19 protein-coding genes are annotated in these 16,564 nt (G+C 71.7%); 10 read left to right on the top strand and 9 right to left on the bottom strand.

Going from position 1 to position 16,564, the window contains the following annotated elements:
- Positions 1–28 precede the first annotated feature (28 nt).
- From dhaK to ACZ6TI_RS32570, 6 genes are all read right to left on the bottom strand, one after another.
- Positions 29–1,024 carry a dihydroxyacetone kinase subunit DhaK gene (gene dhaK / locus ACZ6TI_RS32595; protein WP_465349030.1) on the bottom strand — a complete coding sequence of 332 codons (996 nt, stop codon included), beginning with the start codon at positions 1,022–1,024 and terminating at the stop codon, positions 29–31.
- The gene (gene dhaL, locus ACZ6TI_RS32590; protein ID WP_465349029.1) at positions 1,021–1,662 is read right to left on the bottom strand and encodes a dihydroxyacetone kinase subunit DhaL; all 642 of its coding nucleotides are present in this window, start codon (positions 1,660–1,662) and stop codon (positions 1,021–1,023) included. The genes dhaK and dhaL overlap by 4 nt, the downstream gene beginning before the upstream one ends.
- Complete coding sequence (locus ACZ6TI_RS32585) at positions 1,659–2,426, bottom strand: HAD-IA family hydrolase (RefSeq protein ID WP_465349028.1); 768 nt, start codon at positions 2,424–2,426, stop codon at positions 1,659–1,661. The genes dhaL and ACZ6TI_RS32585 overlap by 4 nt, the downstream gene beginning before the upstream one ends.
- Positions 2,423–3,283, bottom strand: coding sequence for a class II fructose-bisphosphate aldolase (locus tag ACZ6TI_RS32580; protein WP_465349027.1), 861 nt, complete (start codon positions 3,281–3,283; stop codon positions 2,423–2,425). Before ACZ6TI_RS32580 ends, ACZ6TI_RS32585 begins: the two co-directional genes overlap by 4 nt.
- Before the next feature lie 20 nt (positions 3,284–3,303).
- Positions 3,304–4,308 (bottom strand): LuxR C-terminal-related transcriptional regulator, encoded by a 1,005-nt coding sequence (locus ACZ6TI_RS32575; RefSeq protein WP_465349026.1) that lies wholly within the window; start codon positions 4,306–4,308, stop codon positions 3,304–3,306.
- Positions 4,309–4,376: 68 nt separating this feature from the next.
- Positions 4,377–4,907 (bottom strand): fascin domain-containing protein, encoded by a 531-nt coding sequence (locus tag ACZ6TI_RS32570; RefSeq protein ID WP_465349025.1) that lies wholly within the window; start codon positions 4,905–4,907, stop codon positions 4,377–4,379.
- A gap of 153 nt (positions 4,908–5,060) precedes the next feature.
- Here ACZ6TI_RS32570 and ACZ6TI_RS32565 point away from each other — a divergent pair, with 153 nt between their 5' ends.
- On the top strand, positions 5,061–5,894 hold the full coding sequence (locus ACZ6TI_RS32565; RefSeq protein WP_465349024.1) for a hypothetical protein: 834 nt from the start codon (positions 5,061–5,063) through the stop codon (positions 5,892–5,894).
- On the opposite strand, the gene ACZ6TI_RS32560 is transcribed toward ACZ6TI_RS32565, so the two are convergent.
- Both ACZ6TI_RS32560 and ACZ6TI_RS32555 read right to left on the bottom strand, forming a co-directional pair.
- Positions 5,869–6,573: a cache domain-containing protein gene (locus ACZ6TI_RS32560; protein WP_465349023.1), complete on the bottom strand. Its 705-nt coding sequence runs from the start codon at positions 6,571–6,573 to the stop codon at positions 5,869–5,871. The genes ACZ6TI_RS32565 and ACZ6TI_RS32560 overlap by 26 nt on opposite strands.
- On the bottom strand, positions 6,566–7,306 hold the full coding sequence (locus ACZ6TI_RS32555) for a FadR/GntR family transcriptional regulator (protein ID WP_465349022.1): 741 nt from the start codon (positions 7,304–7,306) through the stop codon (positions 6,566–6,568). The genes ACZ6TI_RS32560 and ACZ6TI_RS32555 overlap by 8 nt, the downstream gene beginning before the upstream one ends.
- Positions 7,307–7,393: 87 nt before the next feature.
- Between ACZ6TI_RS32555 and ACZ6TI_RS32550 the strand changes: the two genes are divergently transcribed.
- The 4 genes from ACZ6TI_RS32550 to ACZ6TI_RS32535 are packed head-to-tail and all read left to right on the top strand — an operon-like array spanning position 7,394 to position 11,302.
- Entirely contained in the window at positions 7,394–8,419 is a 1,026-nt protein-coding gene (locus ACZ6TI_RS32550) for an ABC transporter ATP-binding protein (protein ID WP_465349021.1), read from the top strand.
- A gap of 11 nt (positions 8,420–8,430) precedes the next feature.
- Positions 8,431–9,645, top strand: a complete 1,215-nt coding sequence (locus ACZ6TI_RS32545) for an ABC transporter substrate-binding protein (protein ID WP_465349020.1) — start codon at positions 8,431–8,433, stop codon at positions 9,643–9,645.
- Entirely contained in the window at positions 9,612–10,499 is an 888-nt protein-coding gene (locus tag ACZ6TI_RS32540; RefSeq protein WP_465349019.1) for an ABC transporter permease, read from the top strand. Before ACZ6TI_RS32545 ends, ACZ6TI_RS32540 begins: the two co-directional genes overlap by 34 nt.
- A complete protein-coding gene (locus ACZ6TI_RS32535; RefSeq protein WP_465349018.1) occupies positions 10,499–11,302 on the top strand; it encodes an ABC transporter permease in 804 nt (267 codons plus the stop codon). The genes ACZ6TI_RS32540 and ACZ6TI_RS32535 overlap by 1 nt, the downstream gene beginning before the upstream one ends.
- Before the next feature lie 8 nt (positions 11,303–11,310).
- Here ACZ6TI_RS32535 and ACZ6TI_RS32530 read toward each other — a convergent pair whose 3' ends face one another.
- Positions 11,311–11,982 (bottom strand): GntR family transcriptional regulator, encoded by a 672-nt coding sequence (locus ACZ6TI_RS32530; RefSeq protein ID WP_465349017.1) that lies wholly within the window; start codon positions 11,980–11,982, stop codon positions 11,311–11,313.
- A 107-nt stretch (positions 11,983–12,089) separates the two neighbouring features.
- Here ACZ6TI_RS32530 and ACZ6TI_RS32525 point away from each other — a divergent pair, with 107 nt between their 5' ends.
- From ACZ6TI_RS32525 to ACZ6TI_RS32505, 5 genes are read left to right on the top strand one after another with little or no spacing between them, the layout of a single operon-like run.
- Positions 12,090–12,872: an FAD binding domain-containing protein gene (locus tag ACZ6TI_RS32525; protein ID WP_465349016.1), complete on the top strand. Its 783-nt coding sequence runs from the start codon at positions 12,090–12,092 to the stop codon at positions 12,870–12,872.
- 11 nt (positions 12,873–12,883) lie between these two features.
- On the top strand, positions 12,884–13,354 hold the full coding sequence (locus tag ACZ6TI_RS32520) for a (2Fe-2S)-binding protein (protein ID WP_465349015.1): 471 nt from the start codon (positions 12,884–12,886) through the stop codon (positions 13,352–13,354).
- Positions 13,351–14,709 (top strand): xanthine dehydrogenase family protein molybdopterin-binding subunit, encoded by a 1,359-nt coding sequence (locus tag ACZ6TI_RS32515; protein ID WP_465349014.1) that lies wholly within the window; start codon positions 13,351–13,353, stop codon positions 14,707–14,709. Before ACZ6TI_RS32520 ends, ACZ6TI_RS32515 begins: the two co-directional genes overlap by 4 nt.
- Positions 14,697–15,692, top strand: coding sequence for a xanthine dehydrogenase family protein molybdopterin-binding subunit (locus ACZ6TI_RS32510; RefSeq protein ID WP_465349013.1), 996 nt, complete (start codon positions 14,697–14,699; stop codon positions 15,690–15,692). The genes ACZ6TI_RS32515 and ACZ6TI_RS32510 overlap by 13 nt, the downstream gene beginning before the upstream one ends.
- The gene (locus ACZ6TI_RS32505; protein ID WP_465349012.1) at positions 15,692–16,540 is read left to right on the top strand and encodes an AAA family ATPase; all 849 of its coding nucleotides are present in this window, start codon (positions 15,692–15,694) and stop codon (positions 16,538–16,540) included. Before ACZ6TI_RS32510 ends, ACZ6TI_RS32505 begins: the two co-directional genes overlap by 1 nt.
- Positions 16,541–16,564: the final 24 nt, after the last annotated feature.

Raw genomic sequence — 16,564 nt, 5'->3', positions numbered from 1 at the left:
CACGGCGTGGCGGTGGACACATAGCTGGTCAGAACACCCGGATGGCCGCCTCCGCCGGGGCGGCGAGCAGTCCTTCGATCTCGTCGTCGAGGCGCACCAGCGTCAGCGAGGCGCCGGCCATGTCGAGCGACGTGCAGTACTCGTTCACGTAGCTGCGGCCGACCGTGATGCCGCGCTCGGCGAGCCTCTGGTGCGCGCGCCGGTACAGGATGTAGAGCTCGCTGACCGGCGTCCCGCCCAACCCGTTGATCATCAGGGCGACCCGGTCGCCGGACTCGTACGGCAGATCCGGCACCACCGCGTCGAGCAGGTCGTCGGTGATCTGGTCGGCGGAGGCGAGCTTGCGGCGCTCACGGCCGGGCTCGCCGTGGATGCCGACACCGAACTCGATCTCGTCGGCGCCGAGCTCGAACAGCGGCGAGCCCTTGGCCGGCGGGGTGCACGCGGTCAGCGCCACGCCCATGGTGCGGGTGACGTCGTTGACCTTCCGGCCGATCCGCAGCAGCTCGTCCATCTCGGCGCCCTGCTCGGACGCCGCGCCGACCGCCTTGATGACGAAGAAGTTCCCGGCCACGCCGCGGCGGCCGACCGTGTAGAGGGAGTCCTGCACGGCCACGTCGTCGTTCACGGTGAGGATCTCGCAGCGCACACCGTCCGCCTCGGCCATCTCCTTGCCCATGTCGAAGGCCATCCGGTCGCCGGTGTAGTTGTTCACCAGCAGCAGCACGCCCTTCGGGGAGTTGAGCAGCTTCGCGGTTTCATAGACGTAGTCCATCGGCGGCGCGGCGAACACGTCGCCGGGGCAGGCCGCGTCGAGCATGCCCCGGCCGACGGCCATCACGTGCGCCGGTTCGTGGCCGGAGCCGGAGCCCTGCACGATGGACACCTTGTTCTCGAACGGCGCGCCGGCCCGCATGATGAGGTTGTAGGCGGGGACGTATCTCAGGGTGTCGGGGTTGGCGAGGGCGACGCCCTCGAGCATCTCGGGGACGAAACTCTTGGGGTCGTTGACGAACTTCTTCACGATGTCGCTCCTCGCTTCTGCCAGGTCTCGCTGATCCGTTCGGCGAGCACCGCCACCGCCATCGCGCCGGCGTCGACCGAACCTCTGCTGCGCTCGCCCGTGTAGGACGCGCGCCCCCGTTTGGCGACCATGTCGACGGTCGCGTCCGCCGCCTCCCGGGCGGCGACCGCGGCTGCCGCGACCGCCTCCTGCGCGCTCGCGCCGCTCTCGAGCGACTGTGCGAGGCGGTCGGTCATCGGCGTCAGCGCGTCCAGCAACGTCTTGTCGCCGATCTCGGCCTGACCGCGCGCCTTGATGCCCTCGATCGCCGCGCGCAGCATCGCGACCACCTGCTCGCCGGTCGGGTCGCCGGCATCGCCGGCCGCGCCGCCGGCGCGCATGAAGGCGGTGCCCCAGAGCGGCCCGGAGGTGCCGCCGATCCGCGAGGCGATCACCATCCCGGTGCGTTTCAGGAACGTCCCGGCGCTGCTGCGATCCAGGTCGTCCCAGCCTTCGATCAGCTTCTCGAACCCGCGGGCCAGCGAGTAGCCGAAGTCGCCGTCCCCGACCACCGAGTCCAGATCGCCGAAGTACTTCTCGTTCTCGATCGCGGTCTCGGCGATGGTCCGCACCACCAGTTCCGTTTGCGCAAGGCTCATCGGGCCCCCTCCAGACAGGCGCGCAGGTCGTCGAGCGTCAGGAAGTCGCCCGGCCGGGCCGCGCCACGGTTCGCCAGCACCTCGATCGGTGGCCGGTCGGGTTCGCCGAGCTCGGACACCACCAGGGTGGCCTCGGCGAAATCCTCGGCGCGGGTGTAGTCGTTCACCGTCACCAGGCAGCGCAGCCCGGCGCCGGTCGCGGCCAGCAGCCCGTTGCGCGAGTCCTCGACCACCAGGGTGTCCGCTGTGGACAGACCGAGCTTCTCCGCGGTGAGCCGGTAGATCGCCGGATCGGGCTTCTTGGCGGGCACCACATCACCGGCGAAGACCGGGATGTGCGCCGCCGCCGACGGGCCGACCGCGGTCTCCAGCACCGCGCGCACCGATTCCTCGGCCGAGGTGGAGGCGACCGCGACCGTCCAGCCCTCGTCCAACGCCGCGTGCACGATCCGGGCGATGCCCGGCCGCGGCGGCACGCGACCTTCCGCGACCAACCGCTTGAACGCCGCGGTCTTGGCCCGGTGCCAGGCCAGGAGCAGTTGGGTACGGTCGGCGCCGGCCGTCGTCGCGGCGAAGGCGGGATCGGCGAACAGACTGGCCATCCGTTCCTTGCCGCCGCCGATCTTCAGCTTCTCGCCGTACTCCCGCTCGCTCCACACCGCCGGGAGCCCGAACCGCTCGAAGGTCTCGTTGAAGGCGGGCAGGTGCCCGAAGCGCTCGGTGTCGGCGAGCACCCCGTCGCAGTCGAAGATCAGCGCGGTCACCAGGCTCTCCCGGACGCGCCGAAGAGCCGGATGTGCTGCTTCGCCATCTCGACCACGGCCGCCCGCTGCTGCCGGAACAGGGTCGGCGGGTCCCACTTGCCGCGCTCCTCGGCCTCCTTCAGATGGGCGAGGCCGGCCTTCATGAAGCACTCCTTGAGCGCCGTGGAGATGTTGACCTTCGCGCAGCCCCGCGCGATCAGGTCGGTGAACTGCTCGTCGGCGAGGCCGGTGCCGCCGTGCAGGGCCATCGGCACGCCGGTCGCCGCGACCAGGTCGCTGATCCGCCGGGCGTCCAGCGTGGGCGCCTGTTTGTACTGGCCGTGCGCGTTGCCGATGGCCGGCGCGAAGCAGTCGACGCCGGTGCGCTTGATGAAGTCGACGGCCACCTCGAGGCTCTGGATCCGGGCCGCGTCGTCCGAGCCGATGCCGTCCTCGACGCCCTGGATCCCCTCGATCTCGCCCTCGACGTGCGCCCCGGTGCGCCGCGCCTCGGCCACCACCTCGGTGGTCTGCCGCAGGTTCTCGGCGACGTCCAGCTCGTGCGCGTCGAACAGCACCGAGTTCCAGCCGCCGGCCAGGCAGTCGGAGATGACCGCGCGGTCCGGGCAGTGGTCGAGGTGCAGCGTGACGGGCACGTCCACGTCGCGCATCAGCGCCCGGAAGATGTCGTGCAGCTGGGCGCGGCCGTACTGTTTGACGGTCTTGACCGAGGTCTGCAGGATCACCGGCGCGCGTTCCTCGACCGCGGCGGCCAGCACCGCCTCGATGCTCAGGTCGTTGATGATGTTGAAGGCGCCGACCCCGTAGCGCTCGGCGAGAGCGCGGTCGAGGATCTCCTTCATGGGCACGACGGGCATGCACCCAGTCAAGCCACGGATCACTCGTCCGGGGTATGGGGTGAATCCCCCATGGCCAGCCAGCCGTTGTCGAGCGCGGTCACCACGGCGGAGGTGCGGTTGGTGGCGCCGGTCTTGCGCATGATCGCGCCGACGTGCTTCTCCACGGTCTTCGGCGACAGGCCCAGCCGGGTGGCGATGCCACGATAGGTCAGACCCTGTCGCAACAGCTCCAGGACTTCGGTCTCGCGGGCGGTGCAGGGCGTGGGCGACGCCATCTCGTACGGGAGATCGGCGCGCAACAGCACCCCCCACCCGGCGATCCGCTCGACGGTCACCGCGCCGCTCGCGACCTCGGGTGGTTCGACCCACTCCGCCCCGGGATGCTGCACCAGCACCCGCAGGCCGTCCGGGCGATAGACGATCGCCGCGCGCCCGGCGTCGGCCACCAGACCGGCCGCGACCCGGGCCACCTCCGCGGTCACCGGGCGCACCCGGCCGGCCTCGGTGACCACCGTCCCGGCCCGGCGCAGCACCCCGGCCAGGGAGGTGCCCGACCGCCGGGTCCGCACGATCGCCGGCGCCGCGGCCTGCGTCAACGCTTCGAGATCGTCCACGTCGCGGGCGGAGAACACCCCGTCCCGCGGCGCGAAGGTCACGCTCACCGCGATCACGTCGCCGCGCCACCAGATCGGCACCGCCGCGGCCGGCCCGCGCCGCGCCGGATCGGTGCCGGCCAGGTGCCCGGCGCGCAGCCGCCCGTACTCCGGGATCACCACCGGCCGCCGCCCGGCGAAGGCCCGCCCGGTGGCGCCCTCGTCCAGCGGGAAGGTGTCCCCGAGCCGGCAGAAGAGGCCGTGTTCGGCGGCCTTCATGTAGCGCCCGGCCGCGGCGTCGATCAGCGAGACGCTGCCGGCCGCCGACCCGGTCAGCCGCGAGGTGTGCCGCAACAGCCGCCGCAGCACAGGCGCCAGCCGCAGGTCGCCGTAGACGTCGGCGATCGCTTCATCGAGCCGGAATCCCTCCCCGGCCGGACCGGGCGTCACCCTGTAGAACCTATGTTCCTGCGGTTCAGGACGGAAGGGCGACGCCGGCCGCAGTGCCTTGCCGGTTCTCAGACGTTGCAGGTGAAGCGGAACTTCTCCCACGAGTTCAGCGCGGTCCGGTTCGAGTCGAAGGCCCGGCTGGTGCGGCCGCCACCGTCGCGCGCGCTGAGCAGGTGCCCGTCGAAGGCACGGATCCCGTAGGTCTGCCCGTCGCCGGTGCTGACGAAGGTGAACTTCTCCCAGTTCCGCAGGAGGGTCGCATCCGTGTGCAGCACGTCGGGGTAGACGTCGCTGCTGAGGCCGCCACTGGCGTCCGCGGTGACGAAGTATCCGAACGCGGTCCGCAGGCCGTAGGAGCTGCCCTCGCCGGAGTACACCAGCGTGAAGCGCTCCCAGGTCGACGGCGCCGTGGCGTTGGTATGCATCACGTCGTTCGTACGCCCGCCGCCGCCGACCGCGGTGACGTACCGGCCGTTGCTGGTCTGGATGAAGCAGGTGTTCGGATCGGCCGCCTGGGCCGGGCCGGCGCCCACCAGGCTCGCGGCCGCGGCGAACACGCCGGCCAGCACCACGCCGAGGATCTTGCTGTGCATCTTCATGATCGGTTCCTCCTGGTTGTCGGACTTGGTCCTGACCGAGAGTGATGCGACCATCGCGCCGGCATGCGGATCCCGGACGATCCCGGACGCGGGTGGTCGGACACGCGACAGGCCGGGGCTCCGCCGGCCACGATGATCTGACAAGATCCGCCGATGACGATTCCGACGTCGCCGGACTGGTTGTGGGACGGCAGCGGTGAGCCGACGTTCGCGCGGGCGGTGCTCTATCTGGAGAGCGTCGACCTGGCTGCCGTGCAGAGCTGGCACGACCTGGCCGAGGCGGCGCTGCTGCCACTCGTGCGGCCGCCCGGCGCACCCGCCTTCGAGCGCGAGGTGATCGCGTTCGGCCGGACCGGCCGGCTGCCGCCCGGCGACTGGCCCGCGGCGATGGTGCCCGATCTCGATCAGGTCCACACGGTCTGGGGTTACGGCGACGACCCGGCGCACGGCCCGGTCGGGCACGCCGACGTCCGGGGCTACCGCGAGTACGGCGTCGACCACCCCTACCTGCGGCTCGACCTGCTGGCCGGCGGACCGACGAGGCTGGTGGCCGAGGCGCTGGTCGGCGTCGTGCGGCAGTTCGGCGCGCACGCCGACCCGGTCTACGGCGAGATCCTGGCCGACCGGCCCCCGCAGAGCCCGCACACCGCCCTCGATCGGCTGTTGCGGCGGCAGGCCGACGTCTCGGTGGCCGAGGCGCGCCGCCACCTGCGCGGCTACGAGTGGGTGACGCTCTGCCCGCCGGACCCGGCCGCCGCGCTCGGCGGTGCGGCGGCGATGCGGGCGACCGGCGCGTTCGCCGAGGTGGACGAGCTCGGCGCCGGCGGCCTGCTGCTGCGCGCGACCACCGACCCGGCGGACTACACCGCGGAGGCGGCGCGGCGGGTGTTCGAGGCGGTGCGCGCGGTGCTGCCGCCCGGCCGGCCGCGCCCGCTGGAGTTCGAAACCCTCACGCACGTGGTCATGGAGAACGGACCAGCACGCTGAACGGGATGCCGGCCGCCTTGTGCCGGGACCAGCCCGCGGGCTCGCGGATCAGCGCGCCGGTCGCGTGCCCGGGGAAGGTCGAGACCACCGCGCGGCCGGCGTTGTTGACCACCGTGGCCGGACGGCCGCAGGCGCGCAGGGCCGGCAGCAGGAACCGCTCGGCGCGGGCCGCGTAGACGTCCGAGCCGACCACGCCGGCCATCGTGCCGTCCGGGCGGTGCACCGGCACGGTGAAGGTCAGCGTGTACGCGTCCGTGCAGAGATAGTCCACATAGGGTCCGGTGATGTGCCGCTGCCCGGTGCGGCCGGGCACCCGCCACCACTCCAGCAGCGTGTAGTCGCGGAACCCGTCGCGGGCCGGGTCGGACACCGTGCGCAGCGGCTCGATCCGCCGGTCCGCGTCCGTGGTCCACCAGGCCAGGTGCCAGGGCGCGTCGGCAATCAGACCCGGGTCGGCGACCAGGCCGGAGCCGATCACCAGCCGATCGTCGCGCCGCAGCTCGGCGTGCGCGAGCGGCTCGACCGCGGTGAGGTCGCGCAGGACCGGGCGGCGGCGGCCGGGCAGCGCGGCGGCGACCACCTCGGCCATCACCAGCAGCGGCGCGAACACGGTCGCGCAGAGCAGCTCGAGCTGGCCCACCACCGCGGCGGCGCCGGTCGTCACGACGACCTCAGTCATCCAGCACCTCCAGGCGCACTCGGATCACCGACTCGATCGCACGCCCGACGTGGTCCTCTGTCAAGTCCCGGGCGAGCGCCGCGTCGCCGGCCTCGATCGCGTCGACGATGCCGGCGTGGTCCGCTTCGGAGCGTTGCCGGCCGTCCTCGGTCGCCATCGAGAGCCACAGCAGCGGCCCGAAGTCGGCCTGCAGGCGCAACTCCTCGCTGGTCATCCGGGCGGACTGGCTGGCCGCGGCGACCTCCAGGTGGAACTGGGCCTCGGCGCGCCGGGAGCCGCCGGGGTCGGTGGCGCGGCGTACGCCGGTCTCGCGGAGCCGGGCGATGTCGTCGCCGGCCGCGCGATCCGCCGCATAGGCCGCCGCGGCCCCGGCGATGGCCCGGTAGAAGTCGCCGAAGTCGCGGATGTCCACCAGCGACAACTCGGCCAGGCGGGTGCGCACGAGCACCGCCTCCGGGTTCTCCGGAGCCCGCACGAAGCTGCCGCCGCGCCGACCCCGGCGGGTGGTGACCAGGCCGAGCTCGCGCAGCGCCTGCAGCGACTCGCGGGCGGTCACCGGGGCGACGCCGAGCGCCTCGGCCAGGTCCACCTCCGACGGCAGCTGCTCGCCGTCGCCGAGCACACCGAGCACGATGGCGTCGCGCAGCCGCCGGGTCACCGCCTCGGCCCGGCCGGGCTGGGTCAGCGGCGCGAAGACGGCGCGGTGGGTCGTCGGTCCGGCCCTCCTCGGCATCGCTCCTCCAAACGTTCGAATACCGAAACATACAAGGCTTGTGCTTTGAACTATGCAGCCATAGGTTTTCGCCGAAGGGGGGCCCTCGTGGACATTGCTCCGGCGATCAGGCTGACCGGCCTGCGCAAGTCGTTCGGCGGCACGGTCGCCGTCGACGGCGTCGACCTGGAGATCGCGGACGGCGAGTTCTTCTCGATGCTGGGGCCGAGCGGCTCGGGCAAGACCACCGTGCTGCGGATGATCGCCGGGTTCGAGACGCCCACCGCCGGCCGGGTCGACCTGGGCGGCGCCGACGTCACCCGCCGGGCGCCGTTCGAGCGGGACGTCACCACGGTCTTCCAGGACTATGCGCTGTTCCCGCACCTGAGCGTCCGGCAGAACGTCGAGTACGGCCTGGCCGTGCGCCGCGCCCCGCGCGCCGACCGCCGGCGGCTCGCCGAGGAGGCGCTGGCCTCGGTGCGGATGACCGGGTTCGCCGACCGCCGGCCCACCCAGCTCTCCGGCGGCCAGCGGCAGCGCATCGCGCTCGCCCGGGCGCTGGTGGTGCGGCCCAAGGTGCTGCTGCTGGACGAGCCGCTGGGGGCGCTCGACCTCAAACTGCGCGAGCAGATGCAGGTCGAGCTCAAGCAGTTGCAGCGCGACGCCGGCATCACGTTCGTCTTCGTCACGCACGACCAGGAGGAGGCGCTCACCATGAGCGACCGGATCGCGGTCTTCGACCACGGCCGGATCGCCCAGATCGGTTCCCCCGCCGAGATCTACGAGCACCCGCAGACCGAGTTCGTCGCCGGGTTCGTCGGCACGTCCAGCGTGCTGAGCGGGCGGGCGGCGGTCGATCTGCTCGGCCGAGAGGGCACCTTCGCCGTCCGGCCCGAGCGGGTCCGCCTCACCCCGGCCGGCAGCGCGGCGGACGGGCGTACCGCAGGCACCATCGCCGAGGTGGTCTATCTCGGCGCCACCACCCGCTATCTGGTCGATCTGGAGGCCGGGACGCGGATCACCGCGAGCGAGCCCAACACCTCCGCCGGCGCCGTCGCCGCCCTGCAGCGGCGCGGAGAACGCGTCCTGGTCAGCATCCGTCCCGGCGACGTCGTCGCTCTGGAGACCACCTGAAGGGCACTGTCATGCGAAGCCGAATCATTCCCCGGACCGCGGCGATCGCCGCCACAGCTCTCCTGGCCGCCGCGTGCGGCACCTCCTCCGGCGACAGCGGCGGCGGCACGGCCGCGCCGGGCGCGTCCGGTTTCACCGCACCGAAGATCGATCCGCTGGCGTCGCTCGGTCCGGGCGAGGGCGCGGTGTCCATCCTGGCCTGGCCGGGGTACGCGGAGGACGGCTCCAACGACAAGGCGGTGGACTGGGTCACCGGCTTCGAGCAGAAGACCGGCTGCCAGGCCACGGTCAAGACGTTCGGCACCTCGGACGAGGCCGTCACGCTGATGAAGACCGGCGAGTACGACATCGTCTCCGCCTCCGGTGACGCCTCGCTGCGGCTGATCGCCTCCGGCGACGTGCAGCCGATGAACACCTCGCTGGTGCCGAACTACGCGGACGTCACCGCGTTCCTCAAGGACCGGCCGTGGAACTCGGTGAACGGCCAGATGTACGGCGTGCCGCACGGCTGGGGCGCGAACCTGCTGATGTACCGCACCGACGTGGTGAACCCAGCGCCGACGTCATGGGCCTCGGTCTTCACCGACGCGAGCAAGTACACCGGCAAGGTGACCGCCTACGACTCGCCGATCTACATCGCCGACGCCGCGCTGTTCCTGATGACCACCAAACCGGAACTGGGCATCAAGAACCCCTATGCGCTGGACGACGCGCAGCTCAAGGCGGCCGTCGACGTGCTCAAGGCGCAGAAGGAGCACGTCAGCGAATACTGGTCGGACTACCTCAAGGAGGTGCAGTCCTTCAAGAGCGGCAACTCCGTCATCGGCACCACCTGGCAGGTCATCGTGAACACCGCGGTGGGCGAGAAGGCGCCGGTCAAGGCGGTGCTGCCGGACGAGGGCTCGACCGGCTGGTCGGACACCTGGATGGTGGCGGCGAAGGGCAAGCACCCGAACTGCGCGTATATGTGGGCGGACTGGATCGTCAGCCCGGAGGCGAACGCCCAGGTGGCCGAGTACTTCGGCGAGGCGCCGGCGAACTCCAAGGCGTGCGCGCTGACCACCGACAAATCGTTCTGCGAGACGTACCACGCGACGGACGCGGCCTATGCGGAGAAGATCTGGTACTGGAGCACGCCGGTCGCGCAGTGCCTGGACGGGCGGACCGACGTCAAGTGCACCGACTACTCGGCGTGGACGCGCGCCTGGACCGAGATCAAGGGCTGATGGGCATGCGCCGCCGGCTCTCGGCCTGGCTCACCCGCTCGCCGCGGGCACGGCTCTCGCTGCTGTTGAGCGCGCCGCTGCTCTGGCTCGGGCTGGCCTATGTCGGGGCGCTGGCGGCGCTGCTGGTCACCGCCCTCTGGACCACCGACGCGTTCACCGGACAGATCCAGCGGGTGTGGACGCTGGACAACATCACCATCGTGCTGACCGATCCGGTCTACCGGGCGGTCACCCTGCGGACCCTCGGGGTGGCCGTGCTGGTCACCGTGCTCGACGCGGTGCTGGCGCTGCCGGTGGCGTTCTTCATGGCAAAGGTGGCGTCCCGGCGCTGGCAACCGTGGCTGGTCGCCGGGATCCTGCTGCCCCTCTGGGCGTCCTACCTCGTCAAGGCCTACGCGTGGCGCAGCATGTTCGGCGGCGGCGGGCTGATCGACTGGCTCGGCATCTCCCCCGGCTACGGGCTCACCGCGACCGTCTGCACGCTGGCCTACCTATGGTTCCCGTACATGGTCCTGCCGATCTTCGCCGGGCTGGAACGGCTGCCCGGATCGCTGCTGGAGGCGGCCGGCGACCTGGGCGCCCGGCCCGGCCGCATCCTGCGCACGGTGGTGCTGCCGCTGATCTTCCCGGCCGTCGTGGCCGGCTCCATCTTCACGTTCTCGCTGACCCTGGGCGACTACGTGGCGGTCGAGATCGTCGGCGGCACGAAGCAGTTCCTCGGCAACCTGGTCTACGACAACATCGGCGCGGCCAACAACCAGCCCCTCGCCGCGGCGGTCGGCCTGGTCCCGGTGGTCGTGATGATCGTGTACCTGTTCCTGTCCCGGCGGGCCGGCGCCCTGGAGAACCTCTGATGTTCCTGACCCGAGGCATGCGGATCGGCCTGCGGATCGCCACCGGGGTGATCCTCACGGTGCTCTACGTGCCGCTGCTCGTGGTGCTGATCAACTCGGTGAACGCGGACCGGGCGTTCGGCTGGCCGCCGTCCGGCTTCACGCTCGAATGGTGGTCCCGCGCCGCGCAGAACGCCGGCGCGCTGTCCGCGCTGCGCACCTCGCTGGTGGTCGGCCTGCTGTCCACCGCGATCGCGCTGGTGCTCGGCACGCTGGCGGCGATGTCGCTGCAGCGCTACCGGTTCTTCGGCCGGGACGCGGTGTCGCTGCTGGTGATCCTGCCGATCGCGCTGCCCGGCATCGTCACCGGCATCGCCCTGAACAACGGCTTCCGCACCATCCTGGGCGTGCCGCTGTCGCTCTGGACGCTGGTCATCGCGCACGCCACGTTTTGCATCGTGGTGGTCTTCAACAACGTCATCGCCCGGCTCCGCCGGATGGGCGGCGACCTGGAGGAGGCGTCGATGGACCTGGGCGCGGACAGCTTCACCACCTTCTGGCGGGTGACCTTCCCGCTGCTGCGCACGGCCCTGCTGGCGGGCGGCCTGCTGGCCTTCGCGCTGAGCTTCGACGAGATCATCGTGACCCGCTTCACGGCCGGCCAGAACGTCACCACCCTGCCGATCTGGATCCTGGACAACCTCTTCCGCCCGAACCAGGCCCCGGTGGTCAACGTGGTCGCGACGGTCCTGGTCTTCCTGTCCATCATCCCGATCTACGTGGCCCAGCGCCTCTCCGGCGACCCCTCCGGCGGCCGCGTCTAGGGGCGCGTCTAGGCCGGCACGCCCCGGGCCCGGCCGTGGGCGTCGTGCGGCAGGTCGGCGTAGTGCCACTGGTGGTCGCGCGCGTGCCGGCAGGCCGTCTCGAGGTCGCCGGCCTCGATGGACCTCAGCAGGCCGGCGTGGTCGCGCACGATGTCCTTGAGCTTCACCTCGGCGGCCACCATGGTGACCGCCGTGCGGGCCTCGATCTGCAGCGCCTCCCAGGAGAGCCGCAGCAACTCGTTGTGCGCCGCCTCCACGATGTGCCGGTGGAAGGCGACGCTGGCCTTGGCCGCCGCGTCGTCGTCGGCCGCCCGGGCCGCCGCCCGCATCGCCTTCACCTCGGCGCGCAGCGCGGCCACCGGCATGGTTCCGGCCAGCATCGCGAGCCGGGTGGCGGTCTCCTCCAGGGCGGCGCGCACCACATAACTCTCCCGCAGGGTCTGCTGCACGAAGTGCCGGACGAAGGTGCCCCGCCGCGGCCGGGTCTCCACCATCCGCATCGCCTCGAGCTCGCGCAGCGCCTCGCGCACCGGGCCCTGGCTGGTGCCGAAGCGGGCGGCCAGCCGGGTCTCCACCAACCGCTCGCCCGGCGGGATGTCGCCGGACACGATATCGACCACGAGCATGTCGCGGACCTGTTGCGCCAGCGTCAGGCGCGTCACCCGCGACGGATCAGTCATGCCGCCATGGTAGTCAAGCGACCGGGATTGACTCGCCGCGCGGGCCACCTTAACGTTCAAGAAATCAATTATTGATAATTGATCTACCGGTCCACTGGGGAGATCCGATGATCACCGCCCTGCGCATCCCCGAGTCGCCCGCCGCCGCGGCCGCCCTCGCCGCCGCCGGCGGACGGATCATGGCGGGCGGCACGATCGTCATGGCAGAGGTGAACACCGGGCCGGTGGACGCCTCCGAACTGGTCAGCCTGCGCCGGGCCGGGCTGTCCGGGGTCACCGTCGGCGGCGGCGTGGCCCGGATCGGCGCGACCACGACCTTCGCCGAGGTCGAGCGTGTCCCCGAGCTGGCCTTCCTGCGTCCCGCCCTGCGCACCCTGGCCTCGCCGACGATCCGCAACCAGGCCACCGTGGGCGGCAACCTGTTCGTCCCCCAGCCCTACGGCGACTTCGCGGTGTGCCTGCTGGCGCTGGACGCGACCGTCGAGCTCACCGGCGATCGGGAGACGCCGGTCGGCGACCTGCGCGTCGAGCCCGGTGAGGTGGTCACCGGCGTGCGGTTCACGGTGCCGGCCGCGGGCACCTGGTTCCATCGCAAGGCCATGCGCCGCAAGCTCAACTCGGCCGCCATCGTCGCGATCGCGGCCGTGGTCGAGCAGACCGGCGGCGTGGTGACGTCGGCGCGGATCGCCCTCGGCGGCGTCGCTCCCCGCGCGGTCCGCTCCCCCGCCGCCGAGCGGGTCCTGCTCGGCCGCCCGCTCACCCGGGAGGTGCTGGACTCCGCGGGCGTGGCGGCCCGCGCCGACATCGAGCCGTTCGACGACGCGTACGCCAGCGCGTGGTACCGCGATCGTGTGCTCCCCGTGCACCTGCGCCGAGCGTTCCTGGACTGAGAGGCGTGCCGATGGCATCAACCGTGGTGAACCTGAGCGTCAACGGGCGGCCGGCCGAGTTCCTCGCGCGGCCCGGCGAGTCGCTGCTGTCCGGCCTGCGGGACCGGCTCGGGCTGATGGCGGCGAAACGCGGATGCGCGCAAGGCAGTTGCGGCACCTGCACGGTGCTGCTGGACGGGCGGCCGGTGATGTCCTGCCTGGTCGCGGTCGAGACGATCGAGGACTCCGCCGTGCGTACGCTGGAAGGGGTCGCCGACGGCGACCACCTCGGTGCCGTGCAGCAGGCCTTCCTGGAGGGTTTCGCCACGCAGTGCGGGTTCTGCACGCCCGGCATGATCATGGTGGCCGAGGCGCTGCTCGCGGAGAACCCCGATCCCAGCCGCGACGAGGTGGTCGAGGCCATCTCCGGCAACGTCTGCCGGTGCACGGGTTACGCCGCGATCATCGCCGCCATCCTCGACGCGGCCGGGCGTTCGGCATGAACGTGGACCAGAGCTACTTCCCGCAAGCCGAAGGCACCTTCACCGTCATCGGCTCCACCGTGCAGCGCTCGGACGCGCTCGGGCACGTCACCGGGCGCACCCAGTTCTTCGAGGACCTGACGCCGCCGGGCCTGCTGCACCTCAAGATGGCCCGTTCCGAGCGCCACCACGCCCGGCTCCGGGCCGTCGACGTCAGCGGCGCGATGCGGGTTCCGGGGGTGGTGCGGGTGCTCACCCACGCGGACATCCCGAACAACCTCTTCACCCCGCTCAAGCTGATCGGCGTCGAGCCGGACGACGAGCCGGTGCTGGCCCAGGACAAGGTGCGCTATCTGGGCGAGCCGATCTGCGCGGTGATCGCCGAGACGGAAGCCGCCGCCTACGAGGGCGCGGCCCGCATCCAGGTGGACTACGAGGATCTGCCGGCCGTCTTCGACGTCGAGGAGGCGCTCGCGGAGGGCGCGCCGATCGTCAACGAATACCAGCGCACCAACTTCTTCACGTACGAGGGACACCACTGCCGCCGCATCCGGTTCGGCGACGTGGAGAGCGCCTTCGCCGAGGCGGACCACGTCTTCGAGTGGCGCTACCAGTCCGCGCCGATCGAGCACGCGCCGACCGAGACCACCGGCTGCATCGTGGTGCCGCAGGGCGACGGGCGGCTGCGCATCCACTCCGACACCCAGGCCTGCTTCTTCACGCTCGACAACACCGCCCTGATCCTGGGCACGCCGTTCAACCGGCTGCGGATCGTCGGGGGCACGGTCGGCGGCGGCTTCGGCGGCAAGGTGGACATCGCCGTCGAGCCGGTCGCCTGCGTGGCCTCGATGGCGACCGGCCGGCCGGTCAAGTACGTCTACAACCGTCACGAGGAGATGCAGGTGTCCTCGCCGCGGGCCGCCGAGCGCATCATCATCAAGGACGCGGTGACGACCGGCGGGCGGATCCTCGGGCGCAAGGTCACGCTCTTCGTCGACTCGGGCGCCTATGCGCGGCACAGCCCCTATGGCACCACCAAGGCGGCGGCGCATCTGCCCGGCCCCTATTCGATCCCCAACGTCTGGGCCGACTGCCACTGCGTGTTCACCAACCGCACCCCGTCCAGCGCCATGCGCGGCTTCGGCGTGACCATCGCCGACTTCGCGCTGGAGTCACAGATGGACCGGATCGCTCGTGCGCTGGAGATGGACCCGTTGCGGCTGCGGCTGATCAACGCCTATCGCGACGGGGACCTGAAGGCGCATCGCAAGCGCGCCGAGGGCACCGCGCTGATCGAGGTCATCCAGAAGGCCGCCGAGATGGTCGGTCACGAGCTGCCCGACGAGTTCCGGGAGATGTCGTCATGGCGAAGCTGAGAGGCCGCGGCTACGCCTCGGTCAACTATCCCACCGGCATGAACCTCGGTGGCGACCCCTCGCAGGCGCTGATCCACTCGACCACCACCGGCACCTTCGTGGTCAGCCTGTCCTCGGTGGACCTGGGTCAGGGCCTCAAGACGGTCGTCGCCCAGTGCGCGGCCGAGGTCCTCGGGCTGCCGTTCGAGAACATCCTGATCGACACGGCCGACACCGACACCGGACCGCACTGCATGGGCACGTTCGCCAGCCGCGGCACGCACCGGGTGGGCAACGCGGTCATCATGGCCGCCACCGAGGCGCGCGAGGTCATGCTGTCGGTGGCCGCCGACGAGCTCGAGGTGGACGCCGGCGACCTGGAGACCGACGGCACCGGCTTCATCAAGGTGAAGGGCGCCGAGGAGAAACGGATCCACGTCACCGACCTCGCTCTCGCCGCGCATTTCAAGCACGGGCGCACGATCTCCGGCCGCGGCATCTTCCTCAAGGAGCCGAGCAGCCCGGTGCCGGAGACCGGCGAGATGGACCCGGACTCCTGCCAGGCGCACGCCTGCACGGTCGCGGTGGTCGAGGTGGACGACGAGACCGGCGTGGTCGAGGTGCTGGAGATGTTCAACGCCTATGAGATCGGCCGGGCGCTCAACCCGGCCATGGTCGGCCAGCAGGTCGAGGGCGGCGCCTGGATGGGCATGTCGCACGCGCTGTTCGAGGCGACCGAGCCCTACTATCCGGCGCGCGGGCACGGGCCGGCCGACTTCACCGACTATCTGATGCCCGGTCCGGCGGACATCGCGGTGCAGCACAGCGCCGTGCTCGAGCGGCCGGCCGGCAACGGGCCGTTCGGCGCCAAGGGCATCGGGGAGATGACCGCCAACGCGCCGATCCCGGCCATCGCCAACGCCATCTTCGACGCGTGCGGCGTACGCCTGGACACCATGCCCTTCACCCCGGAGCGCGTGCTGCGCGGCCTGGACGCGCTCTAGTGGACGACCTGGCCCCGGCGTTCCTCCGCGAGGGCTACTTCGCCGACGAGGGGCTGCTGACCGCCGTCCACCTGGCCCTGCTGCTGCACCGGCCGCTGCTGCTCGAGGGCGAGCCCGGCGTCGGCAAGACCGAGCTGGCGGCGGTGCTGTCCCGGGTGCTCGACCGCGAGCTGATCCGGCTGCAGTGCTTCGAGGGTCTCGACTCCGCGCAGGCGCTCTACGAGTGGGACTACCCCCGGCAGCTGCTCGCGGTGCGCGCCGCGGAGTCCCGCGGCCAGGAGATCGGCGACCTGTACGCCGCGGAGTTCCTGCTGGAGCGCCCACTGCTGCGGGCGACCCGCTCCGAGCGCGGCGCCGTGCTGCTGATCGACGAGATCGACCGCGCGGACCACGAGTTCGAGGCGTTCCTGCTGGAGTTCCTCGGCGACTTCCAGATCAGCGTCCCCGAGCTCGGCACGCTGCGGGCGAAGCACCCACCGGTCGTGGTGCTCACCTCGAACCGCACCCGCGAACTGCACGACGCCCTGCGCCGCCGCTGCCTCTACCACTGGATCGCCTTCCCCGGCCCGGACCGCGAGCGGGCGATCCTGAACGCCCACGTGCCCGGCCTGGACGAGGCGGCCACCGACGCGCTGGTGCGGGCCGTGCAGCAGATCCGGGAGCTGCCGCTGCTCAAGCGGCCGGGGATCGCCGAGTCGGTGGACTGGGCCCGCGGCGCGGCCGCCCTCGCCGCCGAGGGCAGCGCCTGGCCGCAGGCGCTGCGGCGGGCGCTGGGCCTGCTCATCAAGGACGAGGAGGACACCCGGCTGCTCGACGAGCGCGGGAAGGAGATCTTCGACCATCACTGACTTCCTGTGGGGCTTCCTGGACGA

Source organism: Actinoplanes sp. NPDC051388 (assembly GCF_055586225.1).
This window is presented reverse-complemented; position numbering and strand designations above follow the sequence as displayed.